Genomic DNA, 22881 nt, shown 5'->3' on the forward strand with positions numbered 1-22881 from the left:
AAAGTTCCTCTACAGGTTGCGCGCAATGACCATGCGCTGAATGTCGCTGGTGCCTTCATAGATCTGGCAGACCCGCACGTCCCGATAGATACGCGCCAGCGGAAAATCATTCAGGTAACCATAGCCGCCCAAGGTTTGCAGCGCATCGGAACAGACACCCTCTGCCATCTCCGAGGCGAACAGCTTGGCCATCGAGGCTTCGATGAGGGCCGGCCGACCTGCATCGCGCAAGGCCGCCGCATGCAGCACCATCTGGCGCGCGACGGCGATACGCGTGGCCATGTCCGCCAGACGAAAGGCGACCGCCTGATGCTCGAACAGCGGCTTGCCGAAGCTTTGCCGCTCGCGCGCATAGTCGCGCGCCACCTCGAACGCTGCCCGGGCCATGCCTACGGACTGGGCTGCGATGCCGATACGACCGCCTTCGAGATTGGCCAGTGCGATACGATAGCCCTCGCCTTCTTCACCCAGGCGATTGACCACAGGGACACGCATGTCCTCGAACACCAGGTGACAGGTGTCCGAGGCATGTTGGCCCAGTTTTTCCTCGACCCGCGCCACGGTATAGCCAGGCGTATCGGTCGGCACGATGAACGCGCTGATCCCGCGCTTGCCGGCGCTCGGGTCGGTGACGGCGAACACGATGACGAGCCCGGCCTGCTGGCCGGAGGTGATGAACTGCTTGCTGCCATTGATCACATAATGATCGCCCTCGCGACGTGCCCGGGTCTTCAGGCTGCTGGCGTCCGAGCCCGCATGGGGTTCGGTCAAGGCGAAGGCGCCGATCAGGGTGCCCTGGGCCAACGGCGTCAGGAAACGCTGCTTCTGGTCTTCGTTGCCAAAGGCCAGGATCGGCACGCACCCTACGGAGTTGTGGACGCTCATGATGGTCGAACAGGCGCCGTCGCCCGCAGCCACTTCCTCGACCGCCGCGGCATAGGCCACATAACCTGTGTCGCTACCGCCCCACTGCTCGGGCACCAGCATGCCGAACAGACCGAGCTCGGCCATCTGGTCGATGGCTTCACGCGGAAAGCGGTGCTCGCGGTCCCAGTGTTCGGCGAAAGGCTTGAGTCGCTCCTGGGCGAAGTCGCGCACCGCCTCGGTGATCTGTTGTTGTTCTTCACTGAGCAGCATGGGAGTCACCTCGTCTCAATACACGCATTCGACGGCCATGGCCGTGGCCTCGCCGCCACCGATGCAGATGGCTGCCACGCCCCGGCGCAAACCGTTCTGGCGCAGGGCGGACAGCAGGGTCACCAGGATACGTGCGCCCGAAGCACCGATGGGGTGCCCCAAGGCACAGGCGCCGCCATGGATGTTGACCTTTTCGGACGGCAGTCGCAGATGCTTCATGGCCGCCAGCGTGACCACCGCGAAGGCTTCGTTGATCTCGAACAGATCCACGTCTTCCAGCGCCCAGCCGGTACGTTGCATCAGTGCACGCACCGCACCGATCGGTGCGGTCGGGAACAGGGCCGGCGCGTCGGCGAATGCGGCATGGCCTTGGATGACCGCCAAAGGTTGCAGGCCCAATCGCTCGGCGTGGGTGCGGCGCATCAACACCAAGGCCGCGGCGCCATCGGAAATGGAACTGGCATTGGCCGCGGTGACGGTCCCCCCTTCCCGGAAGGCCGGGCGCAGCTCCGGGATCTTTTCCAGACGGGCCTTGGGGGGTTGCTCGTCGTGCTCGATGCGCTTGAGGCGCTTGCCGTCCGGCACCTCGAGTGCCACGATTTCCGCCGCGAAGCGTCCCTGTTCGATCGCCGCCTGGGCGCGCGTCAGCGAGGCGATGGCGAAGGCGTCCTGCTCCTGCCGGGTGAAGCCATTGTCACGGGCGCAGTCTTCGGCGAAGGTGCCCATCAGCCTTCCCTTGTCATAGGCATCTTCCAGCCCATCCAGGAACATGTGGTCGAGCATCCGACCATGCCCCATGCGATAGCCCGCGCGCGCTTTGTCCAGCAGGTAAGGCGCATGGCTCATGCTTTCCATGCCGCCGGCGACGACGACATCGGCACTGCCGGCCAGGAGCGTGTCGTGCGCCAGCATGACGGCCTGCATTCCGGAGCCGCACATCTTGTTCAGCGTCGTGCAGTGGGTGTGTTGGCCCAGACCGGCCCCCAACGCGGCCTGTCGCGCAGGCGCCTGACCCAACCCCGCAGACAGGACGCAGCCAAACAACACCTGATCGACCGCGTCGGGCGCTACGCCTGCGCGCTCGACGGCGGCACGAATCGCCGCGGCGCCCATTTGCGGGGCGGTCAGGCCGCTCAGATCGCCCTGCAGGCCGCCCATGGGCGTGCGCATGGCACTGACGATGACGATGGGATCGGTTTCTCGATTCACGGTAATGGCTCCAGGGGTTTAACGGGCAGCCATGCGCAAGGCGCCATCGAGGCGAATCACCTCGCCATTGAGCATGCTGTTCTCGATGATATGGCGCACCAGCGCCGCATACTCGCGAGGCTGACCCAGGCGTTGCGGGAAGGGCACCCCGGCGGCCAGCGACGCACGGACTTCGTCCGGCATGCCGGCCATCATGGGAGTCTCGAAGAGGCCTGGCGCGATGGTCATGACTCGAATGCCATGACGCGCCAGTTCACGGGCTGCAGGCAACGTCAGGCTGGCTACGCCCCCTTTCGACGCAGCGTAGGCGGCTTGGCCGATCTGTCCATCGCTGGCCGCGATGGAGGCCGTGTTGATGATCACGCCCCGCTCACCGTCGGCGCCCGCCGGCCCTTGCGCCATGGCCTCGGCCACCAGTCGCAGCAGATTGAAACTGCCGATCAGGTTGATGCCGATGACGCGCGCGAAGCTTTCCAGACGATGAGGCCCCTGCTTGCCAAGCACTTTCTCGGCACCGACGACACCTGCGCAGTTGACCAGGCCCTGAAGGCTGCCGAATGCGTCCATCGCCGTGGTAACGGCCACGCGAACCGCACGCTCGTCGCTGACGTCGGCCACGGCGAAACGCACCTGGTCGCCCAGTGTTTCGGCCTCGCGTGCCAGCGCCTGGGCATCGACATCGATCAACATGACCTGGGCACCGGCATCGACGAGCATGCGGGCGGTTGCCGCCCCCAGCCCGGAGGCGGCGCCACTGACGACGAAATGCTGCTGTTCGATCTGCATGACAAGGGTTCCGCTGGCGACTGATCACCGGATGGTCGCGCCAGCGTTGCCGTGAAACAATGGCCAAATCTGCCAATCGCGTTGACCGATTTGGCCAGAACCCCTTCACTCCAGCGGATGGCGAGCGAGCGCCTCTTCGGTCAGCTGCAATGCGACGGCCTGGAGCGCAGCCTCACGCTCGCCATTGAGCGTCTGCCAACGCGCGTGATACTGCTCGCTGGTCAAGGTGTCGGCCAGATCGTCGAGTGCGCTGCCGTGTGCTGCGAAGGTATCGCGCACGGCCGTGAAAGCGGCGCCATGGCTGTCTTCCAGGTAGTCCCGCCAGAACGACCGTCGACTCAGGTTGTCCGCCAGCGCCGACGAGCGCTCTGCCGTGCGGACCGTCTCCAGCGCGTCGCCGAGATCGGCCGAACTCACGTTGGCGACCTGTTCGAACAGCATGTGCATCGGCTGGGCTGGAAGGTCCAGGTCATGGGCCAGACGTATTCTGTAGGCCAGGCTCACTTCGACTTCATCGACCCCGCGCCCTGATGCGATACGCGCAGCGATGTCGGCCCGGACGAACTGATCGAGTCGATCCAGGCGGAACAAGCGCCTGCCCAGGTTCAACAATGCCTGCTCGCGCTGCGGCCCCGTCGTTCGCCGTGCCTCGAACACCATCACGTGCAAGCGCAACTCGGCGAACCGATCGGCCGCGCAATCGGCGCAGGTACGAGGCTCATTGGCCCGCGCCAGCACGTCTTCTCGCAGGTCGCTGTCGGTGTCGACGTGTCCAAGCAACTCCCACACCTGGGACTGCAGCGCCTCGCGCGCCTGCCGGTAATCCGCCGAATGGGCCAGCTCACCCAGCAAGGCGATCAGCCCGGCGCTGGTGGGCAAGGCCCTGACCCGATCCCACAAGGCTACCCGCCGTGGTTGGTCGACGCTGGGCACATCGCTCAGCCACAGCGCACGCGTGTTGGCTTCGTCCCCGATCAGATTCCAGTCCGGTGCCACACTGGCAGGATCGTGGGCCACCAAGCGATCCAGGTCCCAGCGCGACAGCGGGTTGTCGTCGACGGCGAACGCACGACGATAGCTGAACGGCATGCGCAAGAGGTCGGGCGGCAAGAGGCTGATCTGATTGGAACGCAAATCGACGCATTCGAGGTACGGGCACGCCAGCAAGCCCGTCGGCCATTGGTGCAACTGGGTGTGCGAGAGCATGAGCGTCTGCAGACGCAGGCGCGGATTATGCCGCCATGCGAACTGCCCCAACGGGTTGAAACGCAGGTCGATGAGGCACAAGCTGGGTAAGCTTTGCAGCCGATCGATCAATTGCTCTGAATAGACGAGCCTGTTTCCCGACATTCGCAGGCTGCGCAGTGTCCTCAAGCGTGCGAGCCCGGCCGGGACTTGCGTCAGACGGTTGTCCGACAGGTTCACGTGTTGCAGCGATGTGAAGGCGCGCATGAACAGGTCAGGCACCGATTCCAACCCCATGCGCGTCAGAATCAGCTGAGTGACATGGCCAAAATCGGTGCGTTCGGGCAACTCAGGCAGCGTGCCGACAGGATAGTCACTGAGGTCCAGCAACATGCCATCAGCCTGCCCATCGGCGGCGAAGACGATCGGGCCCTGTAACCGCCAGCAGCGCCGGATGGCGGCGTTCAAGCGGTTGCGAACCGCACGGGGCCTGAACTGACGCGCGGCATTCGCCCAGGTGTTGAGGGCGTCGTCCAGACGCTGGTAGTCGAGTTCCTGATTGAGGAGAATGTCGAAGGCCGAGCCAGGCGAGCGCAGCAACATGTTGAGGTAGTTCTCCACCTGCTGGTCGTTGAACCCCCAGTAGAGCCGCCGTATACGCTCGCGCAGCAGCGGTCGTGCGCTGTTTCCAGACGGCCTGCGGCCGCTGAGCAGATAACCGACACGGCCGTCGGGCAGGCGCTGACCTGGGTTGAACCAGCGCGGTTCAGGCGTCCATCCGGCCAACTGACGGCATTGCGCCTGCCCCGTGGGCACATGCGCGAGCAGTGCCTGGCGCAAGTCCTCGGCTGCCGTGTGCGGCTGGCAATCGAGTGCCGTGAGTTCTTGCGGCGACAAGAGGGTCACCAAGGCCTGAAAGAGCGTGCGCGGCGCCTGAACCGGCTCCTCGCGCTCCAGCCCGCGTTCATCGTAGAGATGAACGCCATCCTCCTCGTGCACCAACACGCACAGCGTCGTGTCAGGCCCCTGTGGTTCGAGGCGCGCCAGTAGCGCGCCGTCAGGGCCGTCACGCAATTCGAGGCCAAGTCGTCCCGGCCAACGCACACGCCGAAGCAAGCCCAGAACCATCTCGCCCGTGCCTGTGGTATAGGCACTGGAGAGATAAAGACCTGCCAATGCTTTGTTCAGTCGCGCCAGTTGCAACAGGGCTCGGGCCCTGGTGGCCCAGGCCAAGGGAAGCCGCTGCTCGGCGCTGGCGACGGTGCGCTCGATGTCCGTGGCTTTTTCCAGCACCGCCTGGACATAGAGCGTCGGCAGTCCGGGAAAGTCGCGCTTGACCAACGCATGCAAGGGATCAGAAGAAGGTTCGTCCGCCGTCAGATGCTCGAACAGTCGAGGACGTATCCAGCCCTGCCCTTCGAGCAGCGCGCTGAGCAACTGGGCACCCTCGAGGCCAGCCAGCTGAGGCTGCGCCTGGCACCAGCTCGACAACGCCATGTCAGTGGGCAGCGCGGTGCTTCCCAAGCGTTCGTAGAAGGCGTCGATACGCTGGTCGGCAGCGAACCAGTGGATGGCCGACTTCAGGTTGCACGGCGTGTGCCGATGCTCGACCAACAGGCCGCGCAGTTCATCCTGGTCCATGCCAGCGACGCGTAGCATATGCTCGGCGCGCATAGCGCCCAGAGGCGGGTCGTGCGGCCACAAGGTATCCAGGAGCCGAGCGGTGTCGTTCCACTCCAGAGGGCGATGATCACGCAGACGCCAGGCACGCTCGCCATTGAACTCCACCACTGGCTCATAGGCACCGTCACCGCGTGGGTGCTTCAATCGCCACGCCCGCCCTGGCTCGGGCTGATGGATGCGATAAAGACGGCCGTCGACACGTATCCAGTCACGTGTGCCATCGCTGAAATGGCCGTCGTCCTGCAGCGTGGCCTGTTCCGACTGTTCGGCGAAGGGTTCCAGATCTCTGTGCCATAACACCTTTCGTTCGTCCTGAGTGACGACCGGCTCCAGGGCATCGACGAAGGCGCTTCGCGCGAAACCCCGTGCGATGACCGTGATGCCGGTCGCTGTCGCCGCCGTGATCGCCACGGTCTCGGCGACGCCGAGCAGGTGCTGCAAGGCTTCGTGTTGATGGCCGCGGTGCCAGTGCTTGATGCCTTCATAGACCTCGACTGTCGTCTGCGCCACGAGCCGCGCCAGCAGTGCGGCGCCGATGGCTGGCACGAACAGACCTGCCAGGTTGAGCAGATCGAGGCCAAGGGCCTCCCAGCGGTCCAGCCGCGCCTTCGAGGCCACACCGTCGGCGTCGGCATTGCTGACCAGCAGCACAGAAGCATCCGCCTTGACGCGCTGTACTTGTCGCGCCGCCAAGTGCTCGAACAGGTTGCCGCCAATGGTCGAGCCGTTGAGCTCCAGATCGCTGTGAGGGTCTGCGAGACGCACTGCCAGACGCTCGAGAAACGCCACGCGCTGCGCCAGCCCGACCGACAGGCTGAAACGACGCTGGTAGGCCGGGTGCTGCAGCGAGGCCGCCAGGGCGGTGTTCATGGCTTCCCAGCTCGCAAAGCGGCGCAACGGCTGCTCCGTATCGTTTGGCACGTACAGCACCACGCCGTGATCCACCCCTTCGACGCCTCGCAACTGGATCGCCAAGGCATCTTCGATCGCCGCGCCCACTACCGTGAGCGCCCCAGGGCAAGCCACCACGGCGTGCTGATCGGCCGGGGTTGGCGCTTCCAGCAGTCGTTGCAACGCGGCCGCTTCATCGTCCGTGAGCACCCCCTGCAACAGCGCCATCTGCGCGCACACTGCCAGGGCTGCGCGCTTGTCCTGGCCGAGCGCATGTTGCGCCTCGGGGGTAAAAATCGTGTTCAGGTGTACCTGATACTGTGCGCCAAGGTCCACTGCGCGTACAGCGGCCGCAAAGGCATCGGCATTACCCGACAGGACCTGGTCCTGGCCTTTGCGCACCAGTCCGGTGCCTTCGTAGAAGGTGGCGCCTGCATGAAAGTTCTGCATCAGCCGCAACAGAGCAGGTCGACGCAGCACGTTGAGGGTGTCGGTCGGCAAACCGATGCCGACAGGAGGTTTGAAGGTACGGCGCACCTCGTGCCATTCGAGGTCCTTCAAGGCCACAGGCACGGACAGGTGCCTTGTCACGACGGCCTGTACATGCGCGTCGGCGAAGCGGTCGATCGGAATCAGCCCGGCCAGGTGCTCCTGTACCTGCTCCTGCGCAGCATGCTGGGCCGTGAAGCGGTCACGCAAGAGGTTGATCTGCGCAGGCGTGGCCTTGCGCAGCCACTCAGGCAGACGATCACGAATGAACGCGTCGGTTGCGTCGTGGAGTTTCTCTTCGGTTGCAGGGGTGGGTTCGATGGGTACAGGCGAGAAAGCGGAGAGAACGGACATGTGGCATTCCTTCTGGGTCGAAGCTGCCACCATCGGTTACCGTCGCGATGGCCGGCAGAGGGAAACGATGACGCCCAAAAGGACTGTCACCGTCTGTGCAAGCGCCTTCGCGCTGCCCTCTGTCAGTCGATGCCACTGACCGTGGAACACACCAGGGCGCGGTACTGCCCAGGATTGCACCCGAACCACTTTCGAAAAGCCTTGTAGAACGAGCTGGTATCGGCAAAGCCCAGGCGCTCGGCGAGGTCGCTCATGCCCTGCCGGCCCTCATCCAACCAGGCAATCGCCAGTTCCCGCCGAACGCTGTCCTTGAGGCTCTGGAACGAAGCCCCTTCTTCGGCCAGCCGTCGGCGCAAGGTAGAAGCCGACAGATGCAGCTCACGGGCCAAGCCGTCGGCATCCGGCCAACGTGCAGGCTCGCGCTGCAGCAGTTGCCGACGCAACCGACGCCCCAGGCTGTCCGGATCCCTGTACTTGACCAGGATGTTGCCAGGTGCCTGAGCCAGGAACCGCTTCAATTCTGCCGCGCCACGACGAATACCGGTATCCAGGCAGTCGTCGGCGATGAGCATGCGTGACGGCGTCCGCCCGAACCGCAGGTTCTCGGAAAACATCACTCGATAATCCTCGCAGAACGACGGTTCGTCACAACGCAGGTCGATCGCCAGAATCGGCAAGCGGCGCCCTGCCAGCCAGCAGAGGATGCCGTGAATGAACATCCAAAGCGTGAAGTAGGTGAACGCCCGGCGGGGCGAGGCCAATGGTTCGTCGAGCACGATTTCGGCCACCCCCGCATGACGCACCAGGTGCGGACGCAGATCGGCCAGCATCAGCCGGAGAAACGCCAGAAGCGTCTCGAGCCCTGCCCCCAGCGTCGGCTGGGTCATGCTGGCCTGGCAGATGAATGCCAGGCTGCCATGGCGCAGGCCACGGCGGTCCATGCCGAAGAATTCGTCATCGTTTTGCCGTGCCAGCAACCGCCACAGGCTCGAGTAGGACTGTACCGACACACGCGCCGTCGAACGCTCGAGCAGCGCAGGATCGATACCGGCCCGCAGCAGTGTTTCAACCGGTGTCTGCGCGGTGCAGGCCTGCTGCAACGCTTCACGGACCAGATGGATCGAAATGGTGTCTTTGTCGCTCATGGGTATGATTGAAGCACGTGCCAGAACGGCAGGCCTATGCGTTGGCGTGATTGCGCTCTACCCATTCGGCGAACGTGTTCATGAAGCCTTGCAGGAAGGGGCGGGTCTTCTCGCTCAGAGTGTCCTGTTCGTCGAACAGATCGGCCACCCCGCCAATGTAGGCCTCCGGCATCTGCATGCACGGCATGTCGAGAAAGACCAGCGCCTGACGCACGTTGTGGTTGGCGCCGAAACCACCCAGGCCACCCGGCGAGGCGCTCACCACGGCACTCGGCTTGCGGTTCCAGGCACTGTCACCGTAGGGCCGCGAGCCGACGTCGATGGCATTCTTCAAGGCCCCGGTCATGGTGCGGTTGTACTCGGGTGTCACGAACACGACCGCATCGCTGGCCTTGATGGCCTGGCGAAAGACCGACCAGGCTTCAGGCGCCGAGTCTTCGAGGTCCTCGTTGTACAAGGGAAGATCGCCGATCTCAACGATCTTCAGCTCGAGGCTGGAGGGCGCCAGCGACATCAGCGCCTTGGCCACCTTGCGGTTGTAGGAAGCCTTGCGCAAGCTGCCGACGATCACTGCTACCGAATACACCTGGCTCATGGACGGACACCTTTATGAACGGAAGGAAAGAAGTCGTTATAGCTGACCGTCCCGGACCTGCTTAAGTTTTTTTCCGCCGCTGGAAAACTTCCCGCGCCGGGCGAGGGTCTATCGCTGCGGAAATTCAATTTATCTCGTAGAGGTTGTACGCTAAATGGCAGCAGTACTGGTCGGTCGGTTCCATGCACGGGACGCCGAAGGACGCATCTACCCGGTCCATCAATTCGAAGAGGCGCCTGCAGCCGCGGAAGGTGCTGCGCTGGCCTCGCCTGTGACTGTCTACCGCCTGGCGATCGGCGACCGCGTCAACCACCTGGGAGACGATCGTTTCGAGTTGGCGCAGACAGGCGTCGAGCTGATTCGCGTTCCCTGACGAGGGGCCGCCCCCTGCGGCCTCATACTGCCCCCTGCCTTCTCCAGGCGACGACTCGACGCCCTACCCTGCCAGTGTCTGCCAGATCGCCGGTCCACCGGCCGCCTTGGCGATGGCCTCCAGCCGTGCCAGATGCGCCTGCTCTTCGTCCGCCGTTGCCCGGATGACCGGACCCGGCACGCGATCGGCAGGTAGTCGGCGAATCTCGGTGGCCTTGCCCTGCTGACCCGACGAATCGTCTTCGTTGCCATGTCCGGCCAGCGACAGACTGGTCTGGCCGCCAGTCATCGCCAGGTAGACATCGGCCAGCAACTCCGAGTCGAGCAAGGCGCCGTGCAGTTCACGGCCGGAGTTGTCGATGCCGTAGCGTTTGCACAGCGCATCGAGGCTGTTGCGCTGACCCGGGTGACGCGAACGCGCCATCATCAAGGTGTCGAGGATGCCGCAATGCTGGCCAATGTCAGCGCGATCCTGCTGCCCGGACAGGGCGAACTCGTGGTTGATGAAGCCCACGTCGAACGCCGCGTTGTGGATGACCAGCTGGGCGCCCTGGATGAAATCGAAGAACTCGTCGGCAACGTCGGCGAAGCGCGGCTTGCCGATCAGGAAGGCATCGGTGATGCCGTGCACGCCGATGGCGCCTTCGTCACTGTCGCGATCGGGCTGCAGATAGACGTGAAAGTGTCGCCCGGTCAGGCGGCGGCCGATGATCTCGACGCACCCGATCTCGATGATGCGGTGGCCATCGCCGACCGGCATACCCGTGGTCTCGGTATCGAGCACCACGAACCTACTCAACTGCTGTTCCACCTGTAAGGTCTCCGTCGACTGCAAGGGGTACGATCAGGACGCGGCGTGACGTTGCGCGCGCACGTCGTCGACGCCCCGGTTGGCCAACTGGTCGGCGCGCTCGTTGCCTGCATGGCCGATGTGCCCGCGCACCCACTTCCAGGTCACCTGGTGACGATTGACCTGCTCGTCCAGCAACTTCCACAGGTCGGCGTTCTTCACGGGCTCCTTGGCCGCCGTCTTCCAGCCGCGCTTCTTCCAGTTGGTCATCCACTCGGTGATGCCTTTCATCACGTACTGCGAGTCGGTGACCAACAACACCGCGCACTCGCGCTTGAGCGCCATCAACCCCTGGATGGCGGCCATCAGCTCCATGCGGTTGTTGGTGGTGTTGGGCTCGCCGCCCCAGAGCTCCTTTTCCGCCCCCTTGTAAACCATCAACACACCCCAGCCACCAGGGCCCGGGTTGCCCTTGCAGGCGCCATCGGTGTAGATCTCGATGCTATCGCTCATGTACCGCTCAGTGTTCGATTGAAAAGTCAGGCCGTGGCCAGGTCAGGGCTCGCTGGAGCGGCGATTGGCCTTGGCCAGCGGCAAGGGCAACAATTTGCCCATGGGTTCGCGCCGTGGTCGAGCCAAGGGCCGCAGGCCGCTCACCATCTTGCGGGCGACGAGCAGGTAGACGCCGCCGCCGGCACACTGCCAGCCCCCAGCGGTATGTTCCCAGCCCATCAGCCGTTGCTGCCAGGCCGCCGATACGAGCGGCGGACGATAACATCCGAAGCGCCGTTTCTCCAGCGCGAACCCCAGCAGGCCCAGCCAGTCGGCCACCCGCGAAGGGGCGATGCAGCGGGCACGTCGCAGGGCACCACGGCCGAACAGATGGCTTGCACCCCAGGCACTCCAGGGGTTGATCCCGACGATCAGGACATGACCGCCCGGACGCACGGCCTGCGCCGCCTCACGCAGCAGGCCATGGGGCGAGAGGCTGAAATCCAGCCCATGCTGCAACACGACCAGGTCGGCAGCATGCTCGCCCAGCGGCCAGGCCTGTTCTTCGCAGACGATGTCCACGCCGGGAAACGGGGCGCCCAGGCGTACGTTGCGCTGGATTCGCGACGCGCTCGGGGAAGGCTCGGCGCAGGGCCCGTAATGGATGGAAAAGCCGCCGAAATAGCGCGAGAGCTCGTCCTCGAGCAAGCGCTGCCCTTCGTGCAACATCAGTTGCCCTGGCGGCCCTTCGAACCAGTCGCGGGCCATCGCGATCAGCTCGACCCACTCGCGGTCGGCCTGGGCAAATGCCTGGTCGGTCATGGTGATCTCCTCGGATCGGTTGTCTGCCCCACGCAGCGCACGGCGGCGCGCGTATCGTCCGGCCGTGGCCGCTCTGGGTCGTCCGGCCCTGCGACAGGGCAAACTTGGCGACGACCTGGGCGGTCCATAAGATGACTGCCCTGCCCACTTCTGGCGAATCGGACCTTGCTCATGATACAGATCGATGCGTTACCTGCTTTCTCGGACAACTATATCTGGCTGTTACAGGATACGGACACACGCCGATGCGCGGTGGTCGACCCCGGCGATGCCCAGCCGGTGCTCGACTGGCTCGACGCACATCCAGGCTGGACGCTGACGTCGATCCTGATCACCCACCACCACCACGACCACGTCGGCGGCGTCGAACGCCTCAAGCAGGCGACCGGCGCCCAGGTCAGCGGCCCGGCCAAGGAGACCATTCCGGCGCGCGATCGGGGCCTGACCGAGGGCGAGCGCATCGAAGCCCTGGGGCTGACGTTCACGGTCATCGAGGTTCCCGGCCATACCTTGGGGCATATCGCCCTGCACACCGTCAACGGCCAGACGCCTGTCCTGTTCAGCGGCGACACGCTGTTCGCCGGCGGTTGCGGTCGACTGTTCGAAGGCACCCCGGCCCAGATGCATGCCTCGCTTCAACGGCTGGCCGCGCTGCCAGACGACACGCAGGTGTACTGCGCCCATGAGTACACCTTGAGCAACCTGCGTTTCGCCCAGGCCGTGGAGCCTGAAAACCCCGATATCGCCCGCCGGCTGGCAGAGGTCGAACGGCTGCGGGCCGCCAAGCGGATCACCTTGCCCTCCACGCTCGGACTCGAGCGCTCGACCAACCCGTTCCTGCGCTGTTCGGAAACATCTGTTAAACAAAAAGCGGACGAACGGGACGCGGCGGTCGCTAGCGATGCGAGCACCGTGTTTGCTGTGCTGAGGCGCTGGAAAGACAGTTTCTGAAGGCCGCAAGTTCCATCGGGTTATTGGTCAACGGTTGACCAGGCGGGGAGCGGTTTCTAGAATCGCCGAAATTTTTTGCCCGGAAACCCGTCCCCGCCGATGTCTACTCGAAGCCGAAGGACCGTCCAATCCGCCGCCCTGACTCGCCTGGCCCAGGCCGCTGCCCTGGCGCTGGCCGCCACCTTGGTGGGCTGCCAAAGCACCTCGCGGGTCAGCGAGGCCGACAACGTCCAGGTGCCCAACTACCAGGCCAGGATCAAGCACAAACCGGTGGTCATGACCGCTGCGCCCAAACCGGTGGAGCAGGCGCCCCAGGACGTCTGGGAGCGCATGCGTCGCGGTTTCGTGCTGCAGGACAGCATCGGCGTCAACCCACGCATCGAGCAGCAGCGGCTGTGGTTCTCCAGCAACCCATCGTTCGTCGAGACGGCTGGCGAGCGTGGCAGCCTGTACATGCACTACATCGTCGAGCGTCTCGAAGAGCGCGACATGCCGCTGGAGCTGGCGCTGCTGCCAGCGATCGAGAGCGCCTACAACCCCATGGCCTACTCCCGCGCCCATGCGGTCGGCCTGTGGCAGTTCATTCCCACCACGGGCAAGTACTTCAACCTGCGCCAGACCAACTTCTACGATGGCCGCCGCGACATCACCGCCTCGACCAACGCGGCGCTGGACTACCTGAGCAAGCTGCACGACATGTTCAACGGCGACTGGCTGCTGGCGCTGGCGGCGTACAACGCCGGCGAAGGCACGGTCAGCCGGGCCATCGAGCGCAACCAGAAGCTCGGTTTGCCGACCGATTACTGGAACCTGCCCCTGCCCCAGGAAACCCAGAACTACGTGCCCAAGCTGCTGGCCCTGTCGCAGGTCGTCATGACCCCTGAAGCGTACGGGGTCAACCTGACACCGATCGCCAACGAGCCCTACTTTGAGGCCGTGGTCATCAACGACCGCCTGGACCTGACCCGGGTCGCCGCCTTCGCCGACATCGACGAGGACGAACTGATCCAGCTGAACCCGGCGTTCAAGAAACGCATGACCGTCGATGGCCCGCAACGCCTGCTGGTACCGACGGCCAAGGCCGAACGGCTCAGCGCCAGCCTGTCGAACCTCAAGCCTGAGCAGCTGGTGTCGCTGCAACCGAAAAAGGGTGCCTTCGAAGCGGCGCTGGCCGAGGCGTCCGCGCCGACCATCAAGACGCGCAGCTACCGCGTCAAGCGCGGCGACAACCTGGGCGCCATCGCACGCGCCAACAAGGTGTCGGTCAAGGACCTGCAGCGCTGGAACCGCTTGCCAGGCAACCGTCTCAAGGCAGGCCAGGTACTGGCCTTGCGCGGTGGCAGCGCGCCGTCGGCGGCGGCCAATCGCGTCGCGGCGTCCAAGCAGCGCACCACGCAATACAAGGTACGCAAGGGCGATTCGTTGTACAGGGTCGCCAAGCGTTTCAACGTCGAGATGAAACACCTCAAGCGCTGGAACCCCCGCAGCGGCCAGGCGCTCAAGCCAGGTCAGACACTGACGGTCTACGTCAGCCGCTAGATGGCAGAGGCCTGGTGGCCCGCCGCCTCCAGGCCCGCCTCGTACGCCGTGTGAAAGCAGTCTTTTTCGAGGCTGGACAAGCTGTTACTGTAGCCCGATCGAAGCCCAAGCTGCCTGGATCGGATCGCCGACTTGATACGCCCTCTCCTGCTGCTCATCAGCCTGGCCTTGAGCTTTCCCGTCGTCGCGACCGTCAGCGAAAGCCACGGCTACGCGCAATTCGGCACGCTCAAGTACCCGGCCAGTTTCACCCACTTCGACTGGGTCAATCCACGCGCGCCCAAAGGCGGCACCCTGCGGGCCATGGCCTTCGGCACGTTCGATACGCTCAACCCGTATACCTTCAAGGGCAGCAGCCCGGTCACCACACCGAATTTTCTGCAGTATGGCGTCAACGAGCTCAACGAGCCGTTGATGATCGGCACGGGCCAGTACGACCCGTCGGGCGACGAACCCACCTCCAGCTATGGCCTGATCGCGCGCTCGGTGGAGTACAGCAAGGACCGTAGCTGGGTGGTCTTCAACCTGCGCCCCGAGGCACGCTTTCACGACGGCCACCCGATCACGTCGGCCGACGTGGCGTTCTCCTACCGCACCCTGCTCAAGGAGGGTCACCCGACCTATCGCACCAACCTGCAGGAGGTCCAGCGGGTCGATGTGCTCGGCCCGTTGCGCATTCGGTTCGTCTTCAAGCGGGCGGGTAACCCGCTGCTGATCCTGCGCCTCGGGGAAATGCCCGTGCTGCCCAAGCACTACTGGCAAACCCGCGACTTCAAGGCGACGACTTTCGAACCCCCGCTGGGCAGTGGGCCCTACCGCATTACCGAAGTCGTGCCGGGACGCCGCCTGGTGTTCGAGCGGGTCAAGGACTATTGGGGCAAAGACCTGGCGGTCAACCGGGGCAAGTACAACTTCGACCGCGTCGAATACGAGTTCTACCGAGATTCGACCGTCGCCTTCGAAGCATTCAAAGCCGGTGAGTTCGACCTCTACATCGAGCACCAGGCCAAGAACTGGGCCAATGGCTACCGGTTCCCGGCCGTCCGGCGTGGCGAGGTGATCAAGGCGCAGATCCCCCATCGCATTCCCACCCAGACCCAAGGGCTGTTCATGAACAGTCGTCGCGACACGTTGGCCGATCCTCGGGTACGGCATGCCTTGGGCCTGATGCTCGATTTCGAGTGGACCAACCGGACCCTGTTCAGCGACGCCTACCGGCGCTCTACCAGCTACTACCCCAACAGCGAATTCGCCGCCACCGGCCTGCCCACGGGGCAGGAGTGGCTGCTGCTGGCGCCTTATCGCGGGCAACTGCCCGACGCCTTGTTCACCCAGCCGTACAGGGTCGGCACGACTCAGGGACGCGGCATCGATCGAGCGACGCTGCGCAAGGCCATTGCACTGTTCGCCGAGGCCGGCTGGACCCTGAAGAACCAGCGCCTGGTCGATGCCAAGGGACGTCCGCTGCATCTCGAGCTGTTGCTGGTCAATCCCAACCTCGAGCGCATCTTCCAGCCGTACATGGAGAACCTGGCCAGCATCGGCGTGCAAGCGCGCCTGCGCACCGTCGACCGCGCCCAGTACAAGCAGCGCCTGGACCAGTTCGACTTCGACATGATCCTCATGACCCTGAGCCAGACCCTCAGCCCAGGGCTCGAGCAGTGGCAGTACTTCCATTCCAGCCAGGCCGCGATCAAGGGCAGCAAGAACTACGCCGGCGTACAGGACCCCATCGTCGACCACCTGCTCGAGACCCTGCTCGCCGCCAGCACCCGTGACGAGCAGGTCGCTGCGGCCAGGGCGCTGGATCGCGTCCTGTCATGGCACGACTACATGATCCCCAACTGGTACCTGGACACTCATCGCCTGGCCTACCGCAATCGGTTCGCCTTCGTCACCACGCCGCCCTACACCCTGGGCCTGAACAGCTGGTGGCTCAAGCCTTCGGAGAACCCTCAATGATGCCCTTGCACCGCCTGCGACAGCTGGCCGGCAGCCTGCTGCTCGCCTGCCTGGCGCTACCGACGCTGGCCGCGCCCCAGCACGCCCTGACACTCTACGACGAGCCGCCCAAGTACCCTGAAGGCTTCAAGCAGTTCGATTACGTCAATCCAGATGCGCCCAAGGGCGGCGTGTTTCGCCAATCCGGCACGGGCAGTTTCGACAGCCTGAACCCCTTCAGCAACAAGGGCACCCCGGCCGAGGGCCTGGAGCTGGTCTACGACACGCTGATGCGCCAGAGCCTGGACGAGCCGTTCACCGAGTACGGGCTGCTGGCCGGCAAGATCGAGAAAGCCCCCGACAACAGCTGGGTGCGTTTCTACCTGCGCCCCGAAGCCACGTTCAACGACGGTACACCGGTCACCGCCGACGATGTGGTGTTCTCCTTCAACACGCTCACGACCCAAGGCGCCCCGCTGTACCGCATGTACTACGCCGACGTGGCTGAGGCCGTGGCCGAAGACACGCACCGCGTACGGTTCGTCTTCAAGCACAAGGACAATCGCGAACTGCCGCTGATTCTCGGCCAGTTGGTCGTGCTGCCCAAGCATTGGTGGGCCAACCGTGCCTTCGACGGCACCAGCTTCGAACCGCCCCTGGGTAGCGGGCCCTACCGCGTGGCCGAGGTCAAACCAGGCCGCTCGATTCGCTATGAACGGGTTGAGGATTACTGGGCCAAGGACCTGCCGATCAACCGCGGCACGTACAATTTCGGCGAAATGACCTTCGATTACTACCGCGACAACGCCGTGGCGCTCGAAGCGCTCAAGGCCGGGCAGTTCGACTACTGGCTGGAGATGAGCGCCAAGAACTGGGCCACGGCCTACAACGTGCCCGCGGTACGCGACGGCCGACTGATCCGTGAAGAGCTCCCCAACGGCAATCCGACCGGCATGCAGGGCTTCGTCTTCAACCTGCGTCGCCCGGTGTTCCAGGACGTGCGAGTACGCCAGGCGCTGAACCTGCTGCTGGACTACGAATGGACCAACAAGCAGCTGTTCAACGGCGCCTACACCCGCACCAGCAGCTACTTCGAGAATTCCGACATGGTCTCACGAGGGCTGCCAGGTCCTGAAGAGTTGAAGATTCTCGATCCGTTGCGTGGTCAGGTCCCAGAACCGGTGTTCACCACGGCGTTCCAGAATCCGGTCACCGACGCCAGTGGCATGATCCGCGAGCATCAGCGCGAAGCCTACCGACTGCTGCTCGAGGCCGGCTGGAAGATCGTCGACGACAAGATGGTCGATGCCCAGGGCAAGCCCGTCTCGATCGAGTTCCTGCTGGTGCAGACCGAGTTCGAGCGCGTGCTGCTGCCGTTCAAGCGCAACCTGGCCGACCTGGGCATCGACCTGAGCATCCGCCGCGTGGACGTGTCGCAGTACATCAACCGCATGCGCTCACGGGACTTCGACATGATGGTCGGCAGCTTTCCGCAGTCCTCCTCGCCCGGCAACGAGCAACGCGAGTTCTGGTCCAGCAGCAGCGCCGACAAACCGGGCAGCCGCAACCTGATCGGCCTGCGCGATCCAGCCATCGATCACCTGGTCGAAGGCCTGATCAACGCCGATTCGCGCCAGAGCCTGATCGCCTACACGCGCGCACTCGACCGCGTGCTGCTCTGGGGCTACTACGTGATTCCCAACTGGCACATCAAGACGTGGCGCGTCGCCTACAGCAATCGCGTGGGTCACCCCGAGCAGTCGCCGCCCTACGACGTCGGCCTCAACACCTGGTGGATCAAGCCTAACGCCAGGGCCGCGTCCGTGGCGCCGTCAGTAGACGACACCGCCACCGCTGCCGGAGCGCACTGACATGCTCGCCTACATCCTGCGCCGCCTGCTGCTGATCGTGCCGACCCTGTTCGGCATCCTGATCATCAACTTCATCATCGTCCAGGCCGCGCCGGGCGGCCCGGTCGAACAGATGATCGCCAAGCTCGAAGGCTTCGACGGCGCCACCAGCCGGATCGCCGGCGGCGGCGGCGAGGTGTCGGTCGCCGGGTCCAACTACCGCGGGGCCCAGGGCCTGGACCCGGCTCTGATTGCCGAGATCGAGCACCTCTACGGCTTCGACAAGTCGGCGCCCGAGCGGCTGTGGATCATGATCAAGAATTACGCCCGCCTGGACTTCGGCGAAAGCTTCTACCGCGACGCGCGGGTGATCGACCTGATCGCCGAAAAACTGCCGGTGTCGATCTCGCTGGGCTTGTGGAGCACGTTGATCATGTACCTGGTGTCGATCCCGCTGGGGATCACCAAGGCCGTGCGCCACGGCAGTCATTTCGATGTGTGGACCAGCTCGGCGATCGTCGTGGGCTATGCGATTCCGGCCTTCCTGTTCGGTATCCTGCTGATCGTGGTGTTCGCCGGCGGCAGCTACCTGGACTGGTTCCCCCTGCGCGGCCTGACCTCGAACGACTTCGACGAGCTGTCGCCCCTGGGCAAGGTGCTCGATTATTTCTGGCACCTGGTGCTGCCGATCACCGCGCTGGTGATCGGCAACTTCGCCACCATGACGCTGCTGACCAAGAACAGCTTCCTCGACGAGATCAACAAGCAGTACGTGGTCACTGCCAAGGCCAAGGGCCTGAGCCGCTCGCGGGTGCTCTACGGGCATGTGTTCCGCAACGCGATGCTGCTGGTGATCGCCGGCTTCCCTTCGGCCTTCATCGGCATCTTCTTCACCGGCTCGCTGCTGATCGAGGTGATCTTCTCCCTCGACGGCCTGGGGCTGCTGAGTTTCGAGTCGGCGATCAACCGCGACTACCCCGTGGTGTTCGGCACGCTGTTCATCTTCACGCTGCTGGGGCTGGTGGTGAAACTGATCGGCGACCTGACCTACACCTTGGTCGACCCTCGCATCGACTTCGACAGCCGGGAGCACTGACATGGCCCTTTCTCCCCTCAATCGACGTCGCTTCGAACGCTTCAAGGCCAACCGTCGAGGCTGGTGGTCGCTGTGGTTGTTCCTGATCCTGTTCGGGCTGAGCCTGGGCGCCGAGCTGATCGCCAATGACAAGCCGATCGCCGTGCACTACGACGGGCAGTGGTATTTCCCGGCGTTCAAGCGCTACCCGGAAACCACCTTCGGCGGTGAATTCCCGCTGGAAGCCAACTACAAGAGCCCCTACATCCGCGAGTTGCTGGCGGCCAAGGACAGCTGGGTGCTGTGGGCACCGATCCCGTTCAGCTACCAAAGTATCAACTACGACCTCAAGGTTCCGGCGCCTGCGCCGCCTTCGGCGGAGAACCTGCTGGGCACTGATGACCAGGGCCGCGACGTGTTGGCGCGAGTGATCTACGGGTTCCGCATTTCCGTGCTGTTCGCCTTGACCCTGACAGCGCTCAGCTCGGTGATCGGGGTGATTGCCGGCGCTCTGCAAGGCTTCTATGGCGGCTGGGTGGACCTGGCCGGGCAGCGTTTTCTGGAGATCTGGTCCGGGCTGCCGGTGCTCTACCTGCTGATCATCCTGGCCAGCTTCGTGCAGCCGAACTTCTGGTGGTTGCTGGGCATCATGCTGCTGTTTTCCTGGATGAGCCTGGTCGATGTGGTGCGGGCCGAATTCCTGCGGGGGCGCAACCTGGAATACGTGCGCGCCGCCCGGGCGCTCGGCATGCGCGATGGGGCGATCATGTACCGGCACATCCTGCCCAACGCGATGATCTCGACCATGACCTACCTGCCGTTCATCCTCACCGGGGCCATCGGCACGCTGACCGCACTGGACTTCCTCGGCTTCGGCCTGCCACCGGGCGCGCCCTCGCTCGGCGAGCTGGTGGCACAGGGCAAGTCCAACCTGCAGGCACCCTGGCTCGGCATCAGCGCCTTCGCCGTTCTGGCGCTCATGCTCAGCCTGCTGGTGTTCATTGGCGAATCCGCCCGCGATGCGTTCGACCCGAGGAAATGACATGCACGACCGCAACCTGATCGAAGTCCGTGACCTGTCGGTCGAATTCGTCGGCGGCGACCGTGCGCAGCGGGTGGTCGAGGGCGTGAGCTTCGACATTCGCCGCGGCGAGACCCTGGCCCTGGTCGGCGAAAGCGGCTCGGGCAAATCGGTGACGGCCCACTCGATCCTGCGCCTGCTGCCCTACCCGCTGGCCCGTCACCCCAGCGGCAGCATCCAGTATGACGGGCAGAACCTGCTGGGCCTGGGCGAGAAGCCCCTGCGGCAGATTCGTGGCGACCGCATCGCGATGATCTTCCAGGAGCCGATGACGTCGCTCAATCCGCTGCACAACCTGGAAAAGCAGATCAACGAGGTGCTGTTGCTGCACAAGGGCCTGAGCGGCAAGCAGGCGACCGCCCGCACCCTCGAACTGCTCGACCTGGTGGGGATTCCGGAGCCGGCCAAGCGGCTCAAGGCACTGCCCCACGAACTGTCCGGCGGCCAGCGGCAACGGGTGATGATCGCCATGGCCCTGGCCAACGAACCGGAACTGCTGATCGCCGACGAGCCGACCACGGCGCTCGACGTCACCGTGCAGCTTAAGATCCTCGACCTGCTCAAGGACCTGCAAGCCCGCCTGGGCATGTCGCTGTTGCTGATCAGCCACGACCTCAACCTGGTCAAGCGCATCGCCCACCGCGTGTGCGTGATGCAACAGGGGCGCATCGTCGAGCAGGCCGAGTGCCAGACCCTATTCAGCGCGCCCCAGCATCCCTACACGCAGATGCTGATCAATGCCGAGCCCACGGGTGGCCCCGCCGACACCGTGGCCGGCCCGCCCCTGCTGGAAGTGCGCGACCTGCGCGTCTGGTTCCCGATCCGCAAGGGCCTGCTACGGCGCACGGTGGACCACGTCAAGGCGGTCGAGAACATTCACTTCAGCCTGCCCCGGGGACGCACGCTCGGTATCGTCGGCGAGAGCGGCTCGGGCAAGTCGACCCTGGGCCTGGCGATCCTGCGGCTGATCGCCAGCCAGGGCCAGATTCGTTTCGACGGCCAGGACCTGCAGGGCCTGGACGCGAACCAGGTCCGCCCCCTGCGGCGGCAGATGCAGGTGGTGTTTCAGGACCCCTTCGGCAGCCTGAGCCCGCGCATGAGCGTGGCGGACATCGTCGGCGAAGGGCTGCGCATCCACGGCATCGGTGACGCCCAAAGCCAGCAGGCGGCGATCATCGCCGCCTTGCAGGAGGTTGGCCTGGACCCCGAGACACGCCATCGCTACCCCCACGAGTTCTCCGGCGGGCAGCGCCAACGCATCGCCATCGCTCGCGCGCTGGTGCTCAAGCCGGCGCTGATCCTGCTCGACGAGCCCACCTCGGCGCTGGACCGTACCGTGCAACGCCAAGTGGTCGAGCTGTTACGCTCGTTGCAGCAGAAGTACAACCTCACCTACCTGTTCATCAGCCACGACCTGGCGGTGGTCAAGGCGTTGAGCCATCAGTTGATGGTGATCAGGCAAGGCCAGGTAGTGGAACAGGGAGAGGCCGAGACGGTATTCGCCGCCCCTCGGCATCCGTATACCCGGCAGTTGCTGGAGGCGGCGTTTTTGACGCCGACATCCGTGTCGCCCTACATCGGATAGATCGCTCGCTTTTCAACACATGGCGCTGCCGACTGAGAAAACCTCGGCTTGTCGCCTTTTAGGGAGCAAGTTGATCGGGAGCCCCCCTAGGGGTACGAGTCGGCGGGCTTTTCTGCTGTGATTCATTAGGATGCCGTACCTGCTGGCTACAAGACCATATTAATCAACGGATCAATAATATTTTTGACACACCTAGGAACAATGCATCAATATAGTTGTCCCAAATTCCTAGCAGGACCCACACCATTACCACCAAGGAGAGGTAAGTATGGCTTTTGACGCCTACCTTCAGATCGACAATATTGCTGGTGAAGCGCTGGATGATCGTTACACTAACTGGATCGAGATCACTGGTTACAGTTTCGCCGTCAATCAGAGCACTTCAGCCACCGCAAGCTCGTCTGGCGGCGCCTCATCGGGCCGTACAAGCTTGACCAATTTTACCTTCACTAAATTTCTCGATAGCGCCAGCTGCAAATTGCTTGAAGCGGGCTGTTCCGGGCAACATTTAAAAGAGGTTAAGATTTAAAAGAGGTTAAGATTGCGATTTGTCGAGCCGGCACAGACAAGCTTAAGTACTACGAAATAGTGCTCGAAGAAGTAATTATTGCCGATTATTCACAGACAGCCAGCTCAGGCATTCCTATTGAAGTCGTTCAGCTCAACTATGGGCGTATCAAGACCACTTACACACGTCAAAAACGATCTGACGGGAGTGCTAGCGGGAACGTAACGAGCGGCTGGGACCGAATCAATAATAAAAAGTATGCGTGAGATAGACGATGGGCGGTCTCAGTGACCAAGTGCAACACCCGAGGTAAGGTGCTGCATGACTACTCACTACACCCACTTGACCATCGAAGAGCGCGTAACGCTAATGATCATGCGTATGCAAGGCGCCTCGCTGCG

17 protein-coding genes and 1 pseudogene are annotated in these 22881 nt (G+C 63.9%); 9 read left to right on the forward strand and 9 right to left on the reverse strand.

Annotated features, from left to right (window positions below; all coding sequences use genetic code 11):
- Positions 1-9: 9 nt before the first annotated feature.
- From G7007_RS18925 to G7007_RS18950, 6 genes are all read right to left on the reverse strand, one after another.
- On the reverse strand, positions 10-1137 hold the full coding sequence (locus G7007_RS18925) for an acyl-CoA dehydrogenase (protein ID WP_181104224.1): 1128 nt from the start codon (positions 1135-1137) through the stop codon (positions 10-12).
- 15 nt (positions 1138-1152) lie between these two features.
- Positions 1153-2346 carry an acetyl-CoA C-acyltransferase gene (locus G7007_RS18930; RefSeq protein ID WP_181104226.1) on the reverse strand — a complete coding sequence of 398 codons (1194 nt, stop codon included), beginning with the start codon at positions 2344-2346 and terminating at the stop codon, positions 1153-1155.
- 18 nt (positions 2347-2364) lie between these two features.
- The gene (locus G7007_RS18935) at positions 2365-3132 is read right to left on the reverse strand and encodes an SDR family NAD(P)-dependent oxidoreductase (RefSeq protein ID WP_181104227.1); all 768 of its coding nucleotides are present in this window, start codon (positions 3130-3132) and stop codon (positions 2365-2367) included.
- A gap of 105 nt (positions 3133-3237) precedes the next feature.
- Complete coding sequence (locus G7007_RS18940) at positions 3238-7734, reverse strand: NEL-type E3 ubiquitin ligase domain-containing protein (RefSeq protein ID WP_181104229.1); 4497 nt, start codon at positions 7732-7734, stop codon at positions 3238-3240.
- 122 nt (positions 7735-7856) lie between these two features.
- Positions 7857-8879 carry an AraC family transcriptional regulator gene (locus G7007_RS18945; RefSeq protein WP_181104230.1) on the reverse strand — a complete coding sequence of 341 codons (1023 nt, stop codon included), beginning with the start codon at positions 8877-8879 and terminating at the stop codon, positions 7857-7859.
- A 34-nt stretch (positions 8880-8913) separates the two neighbouring features.
- Positions 8914-9474, reverse strand: a complete 561-nt coding sequence (locus tag G7007_RS18950) for an NADPH-dependent FMN reductase (RefSeq protein WP_181104231.1) — start codon at positions 9472-9474, stop codon at positions 8914-8916.
- A gap of 154 nt (positions 9475-9628) precedes the next feature.
- Between G7007_RS18950 and G7007_RS18955 the strand changes: the two genes are divergently transcribed.
- Positions 9629-9847, forward strand: a complete 219-nt coding sequence (locus G7007_RS18955) for a hypothetical protein (protein ID WP_181104232.1) — start codon at positions 9629-9631, stop codon at positions 9845-9847.
- 63 nt (positions 9848-9910) lie between these two features.
- Here the strand turns inward: G7007_RS18955 and dnaQ are convergent, their stop codons facing one another.
- From dnaQ to G7007_RS18970, 3 genes are read right to left on the reverse strand one after another with little or no spacing between them, the layout of a single operon-like run.
- Entirely contained in the window at positions 9911-10645 is a 735-nt protein-coding gene (gene dnaQ, locus G7007_RS18960) for a DNA polymerase III subunit epsilon (protein WP_258198618.1), read from the reverse strand.
- A gap of 45 nt (positions 10646-10690) precedes the next feature.
- Positions 10691-11149, reverse strand: a complete 459-nt coding sequence (gene rnhA, locus G7007_RS18965; RefSeq protein WP_181104234.1) for a ribonuclease HI — start codon at positions 11147-11149, stop codon at positions 10691-10693.
- A 42-nt stretch (positions 11150-11191) separates the two neighbouring features.
- Positions 11192-11950, reverse strand: coding sequence for a methyltransferase domain-containing protein (locus tag G7007_RS18970; protein ID WP_181104236.1), 759 nt, complete (start codon positions 11948-11950; stop codon positions 11192-11194).
- Positions 11951-12121: 171 nt separating this feature from the next.
- Between G7007_RS18970 and gloB the strand changes: the two genes are divergently transcribed.
- The 8 genes and pseudogenes from gloB (at position 12122) to G7007_RS19010 (ending at position 22746) form a co-directional block, all read left to right on the forward strand.
- Positions 12122-12901 carry a hydroxyacylglutathione hydrolase gene (gloB, locus tag G7007_RS18975; protein ID WP_181104238.1) on the forward strand — a complete coding sequence of 260 codons (780 nt, stop codon included), beginning with the start codon at positions 12122-12124 and terminating at the stop codon, positions 12899-12901.
- Positions 12902-13000: 99 nt separating this feature from the next.
- The gene (locus tag G7007_RS18980; RefSeq protein WP_181104240.1) at positions 13001-14440 is read left to right on the forward strand and encodes a LysM peptidoglycan-binding domain-containing protein; all 1440 of its coding nucleotides are present in this window, start codon (positions 13001-13003) and stop codon (positions 14438-14440) included.
- Between the two features lie 132 nt (positions 14441-14572).
- A complete protein-coding gene (locus G7007_RS18985; RefSeq protein WP_181104242.1) occupies positions 14573-16402 on the forward strand; it encodes an extracellular solute-binding protein in 1830 nt (609 codons plus the stop codon).
- Entirely contained in the window at positions 16399-18252 is a 1854-nt protein-coding gene (locus G7007_RS18990; RefSeq protein ID WP_181104243.1) for an extracellular solute-binding protein, read from the forward strand. Before G7007_RS18985 ends, G7007_RS18990 begins: the two co-directional genes overlap by 4 nt.
- A gap of 1 nt (position 18253) precedes the next feature.
- On the forward strand, positions 18254-19327 hold the full coding sequence (locus tag G7007_RS18995) for a microcin C ABC transporter permease YejB (RefSeq protein ID WP_181104245.1): 1074 nt from the start codon (positions 18254-18256) through the stop codon (positions 19325-19327).
- A gap of 1 nt (position 19328) precedes the next feature.
- On the forward strand, positions 19329-20348 hold the full coding sequence (locus G7007_RS19000) for an ABC transporter permease (protein ID WP_181104247.1): 1020 nt from the start codon (positions 19329-19331) through the stop codon (positions 20346-20348).
- A gap of 1 nt (position 20349) precedes the next feature.
- A complete protein-coding gene (locus tag G7007_RS19005; RefSeq protein ID WP_181104249.1) occupies positions 20350-21972 on the forward strand; it encodes an ABC transporter ATP-binding protein in 1623 nt (540 codons plus the stop codon).
- 268 nt (positions 21973-22240) lie between these two features.
- A pseudogene (locus G7007_RS19010) lies at positions 22241-22746 on the forward strand (Hcp family type VI secretion system effector).
- The last annotated feature ends 135 nt before the right edge of the window (positions 22747-22881 follow it).

The sequence above is a fragment of the Pseudomonas entomophila genome (genome assembly GCF_013523125.1).
GTDB classification, from domain to species: domain Bacteria; phylum Pseudomonadota; class Gammaproteobacteria; order Pseudomonadales; family Pseudomonadaceae; genus Aquipseudomonas; species Aquipseudomonas entomophila_B.

What these genes read in the sequence shown, in the direction of transcription:
- G7007_RS18925 (WP_181104224.1), bottom strand. Translation starts at nt 1,137, where the DNA reads ATGCTGCTCAGTGAAGAACAACAACAGATCACCGAGGCGGTGCGCGAC.
- G7007_RS18935 (WP_181104227.1), bottom strand. Translation starts at nt 3,132, where the DNA reads ATGCAGATCGAACAGCAGCATTTCGTCGTCAGTGGCGCCGCCTCCGGG.
- G7007_RS18940 (WP_181104229.1), bottom strand. Translation starts at nt 7,734, where the DNA reads ATGTCCGTTCTCTCCGCTTTCTCGCCTGTACCCATCGAACCCACCCCT.
- G7007_RS18945 (WP_181104230.1), bottom strand. Translation starts at nt 8,879, where the DNA reads ATGAGCGACAAAGACACCATTTCGATCCATCTGGTCCGTGAAGCGTTG.
- G7007_RS18950 (WP_181104231.1), bottom strand. Translation starts at nt 9,474, where the DNA reads ATGAGCCAGGTGTATTCGGTAGCAGTGATCGTCGGCAGCTTGCGCAAG.
- G7007_RS18955 (WP_181104232.1), top strand. Translation starts at nt 9,629, where the DNA reads ATGGCAGCAGTACTGGTCGGTCGGTTCCATGCACGGGACGCCGAAGGA.
- rnhA (WP_181104234.1), bottom strand. Translation starts at nt 11,149, where the DNA reads ATGAGCGATAGCATCGAGATCTACACCGATGGCGCCTGCAAGGGCAAC.
- G7007_RS18970 (WP_181104236.1), bottom strand. Translation starts at nt 11,950, where the DNA reads ATGACCGACCAGGCATTTGCCCAGGCCGACCGCGAGTGGGTCGAGCTG.
- gloB (WP_181104238.1), top strand. Translation starts at nt 12,122, where the DNA reads ATGATACAGATCGATGCGTTACCTGCTTTCTCGGACAACTATATCTGG.
- G7007_RS18980 (WP_181104240.1), top strand. Translation starts at nt 13,001, where the DNA reads ATGTCTACTCGAAGCCGAAGGACCGTCCAATCCGCCGCCCTGACTCGC.
- G7007_RS18990 (WP_181104243.1), top strand. Translation starts at nt 16,399, where the DNA reads ATGATGCCCTTGCACCGCCTGCGACAGCTGGCCGGCAGCCTGCTGCTC.
- G7007_RS18995 (WP_181104245.1), top strand. Translation starts at nt 18,254, where the DNA reads ATGCTCGCCTACATCCTGCGCCGCCTGCTGCTGATCGTGCCGACCCTG.
- G7007_RS19000 (WP_181104247.1), top strand. Translation starts at nt 19,329, where the DNA reads ATGGCCCTTTCTCCCCTCAATCGACGTCGCTTCGAACGCTTCAAGGCC.
- G7007_RS19005 (WP_181104249.1), top strand. Translation starts at nt 20,350, where the DNA reads ATGCACGACCGCAACCTGATCGAAGTCCGTGACCTGTCGGTCGAATTC.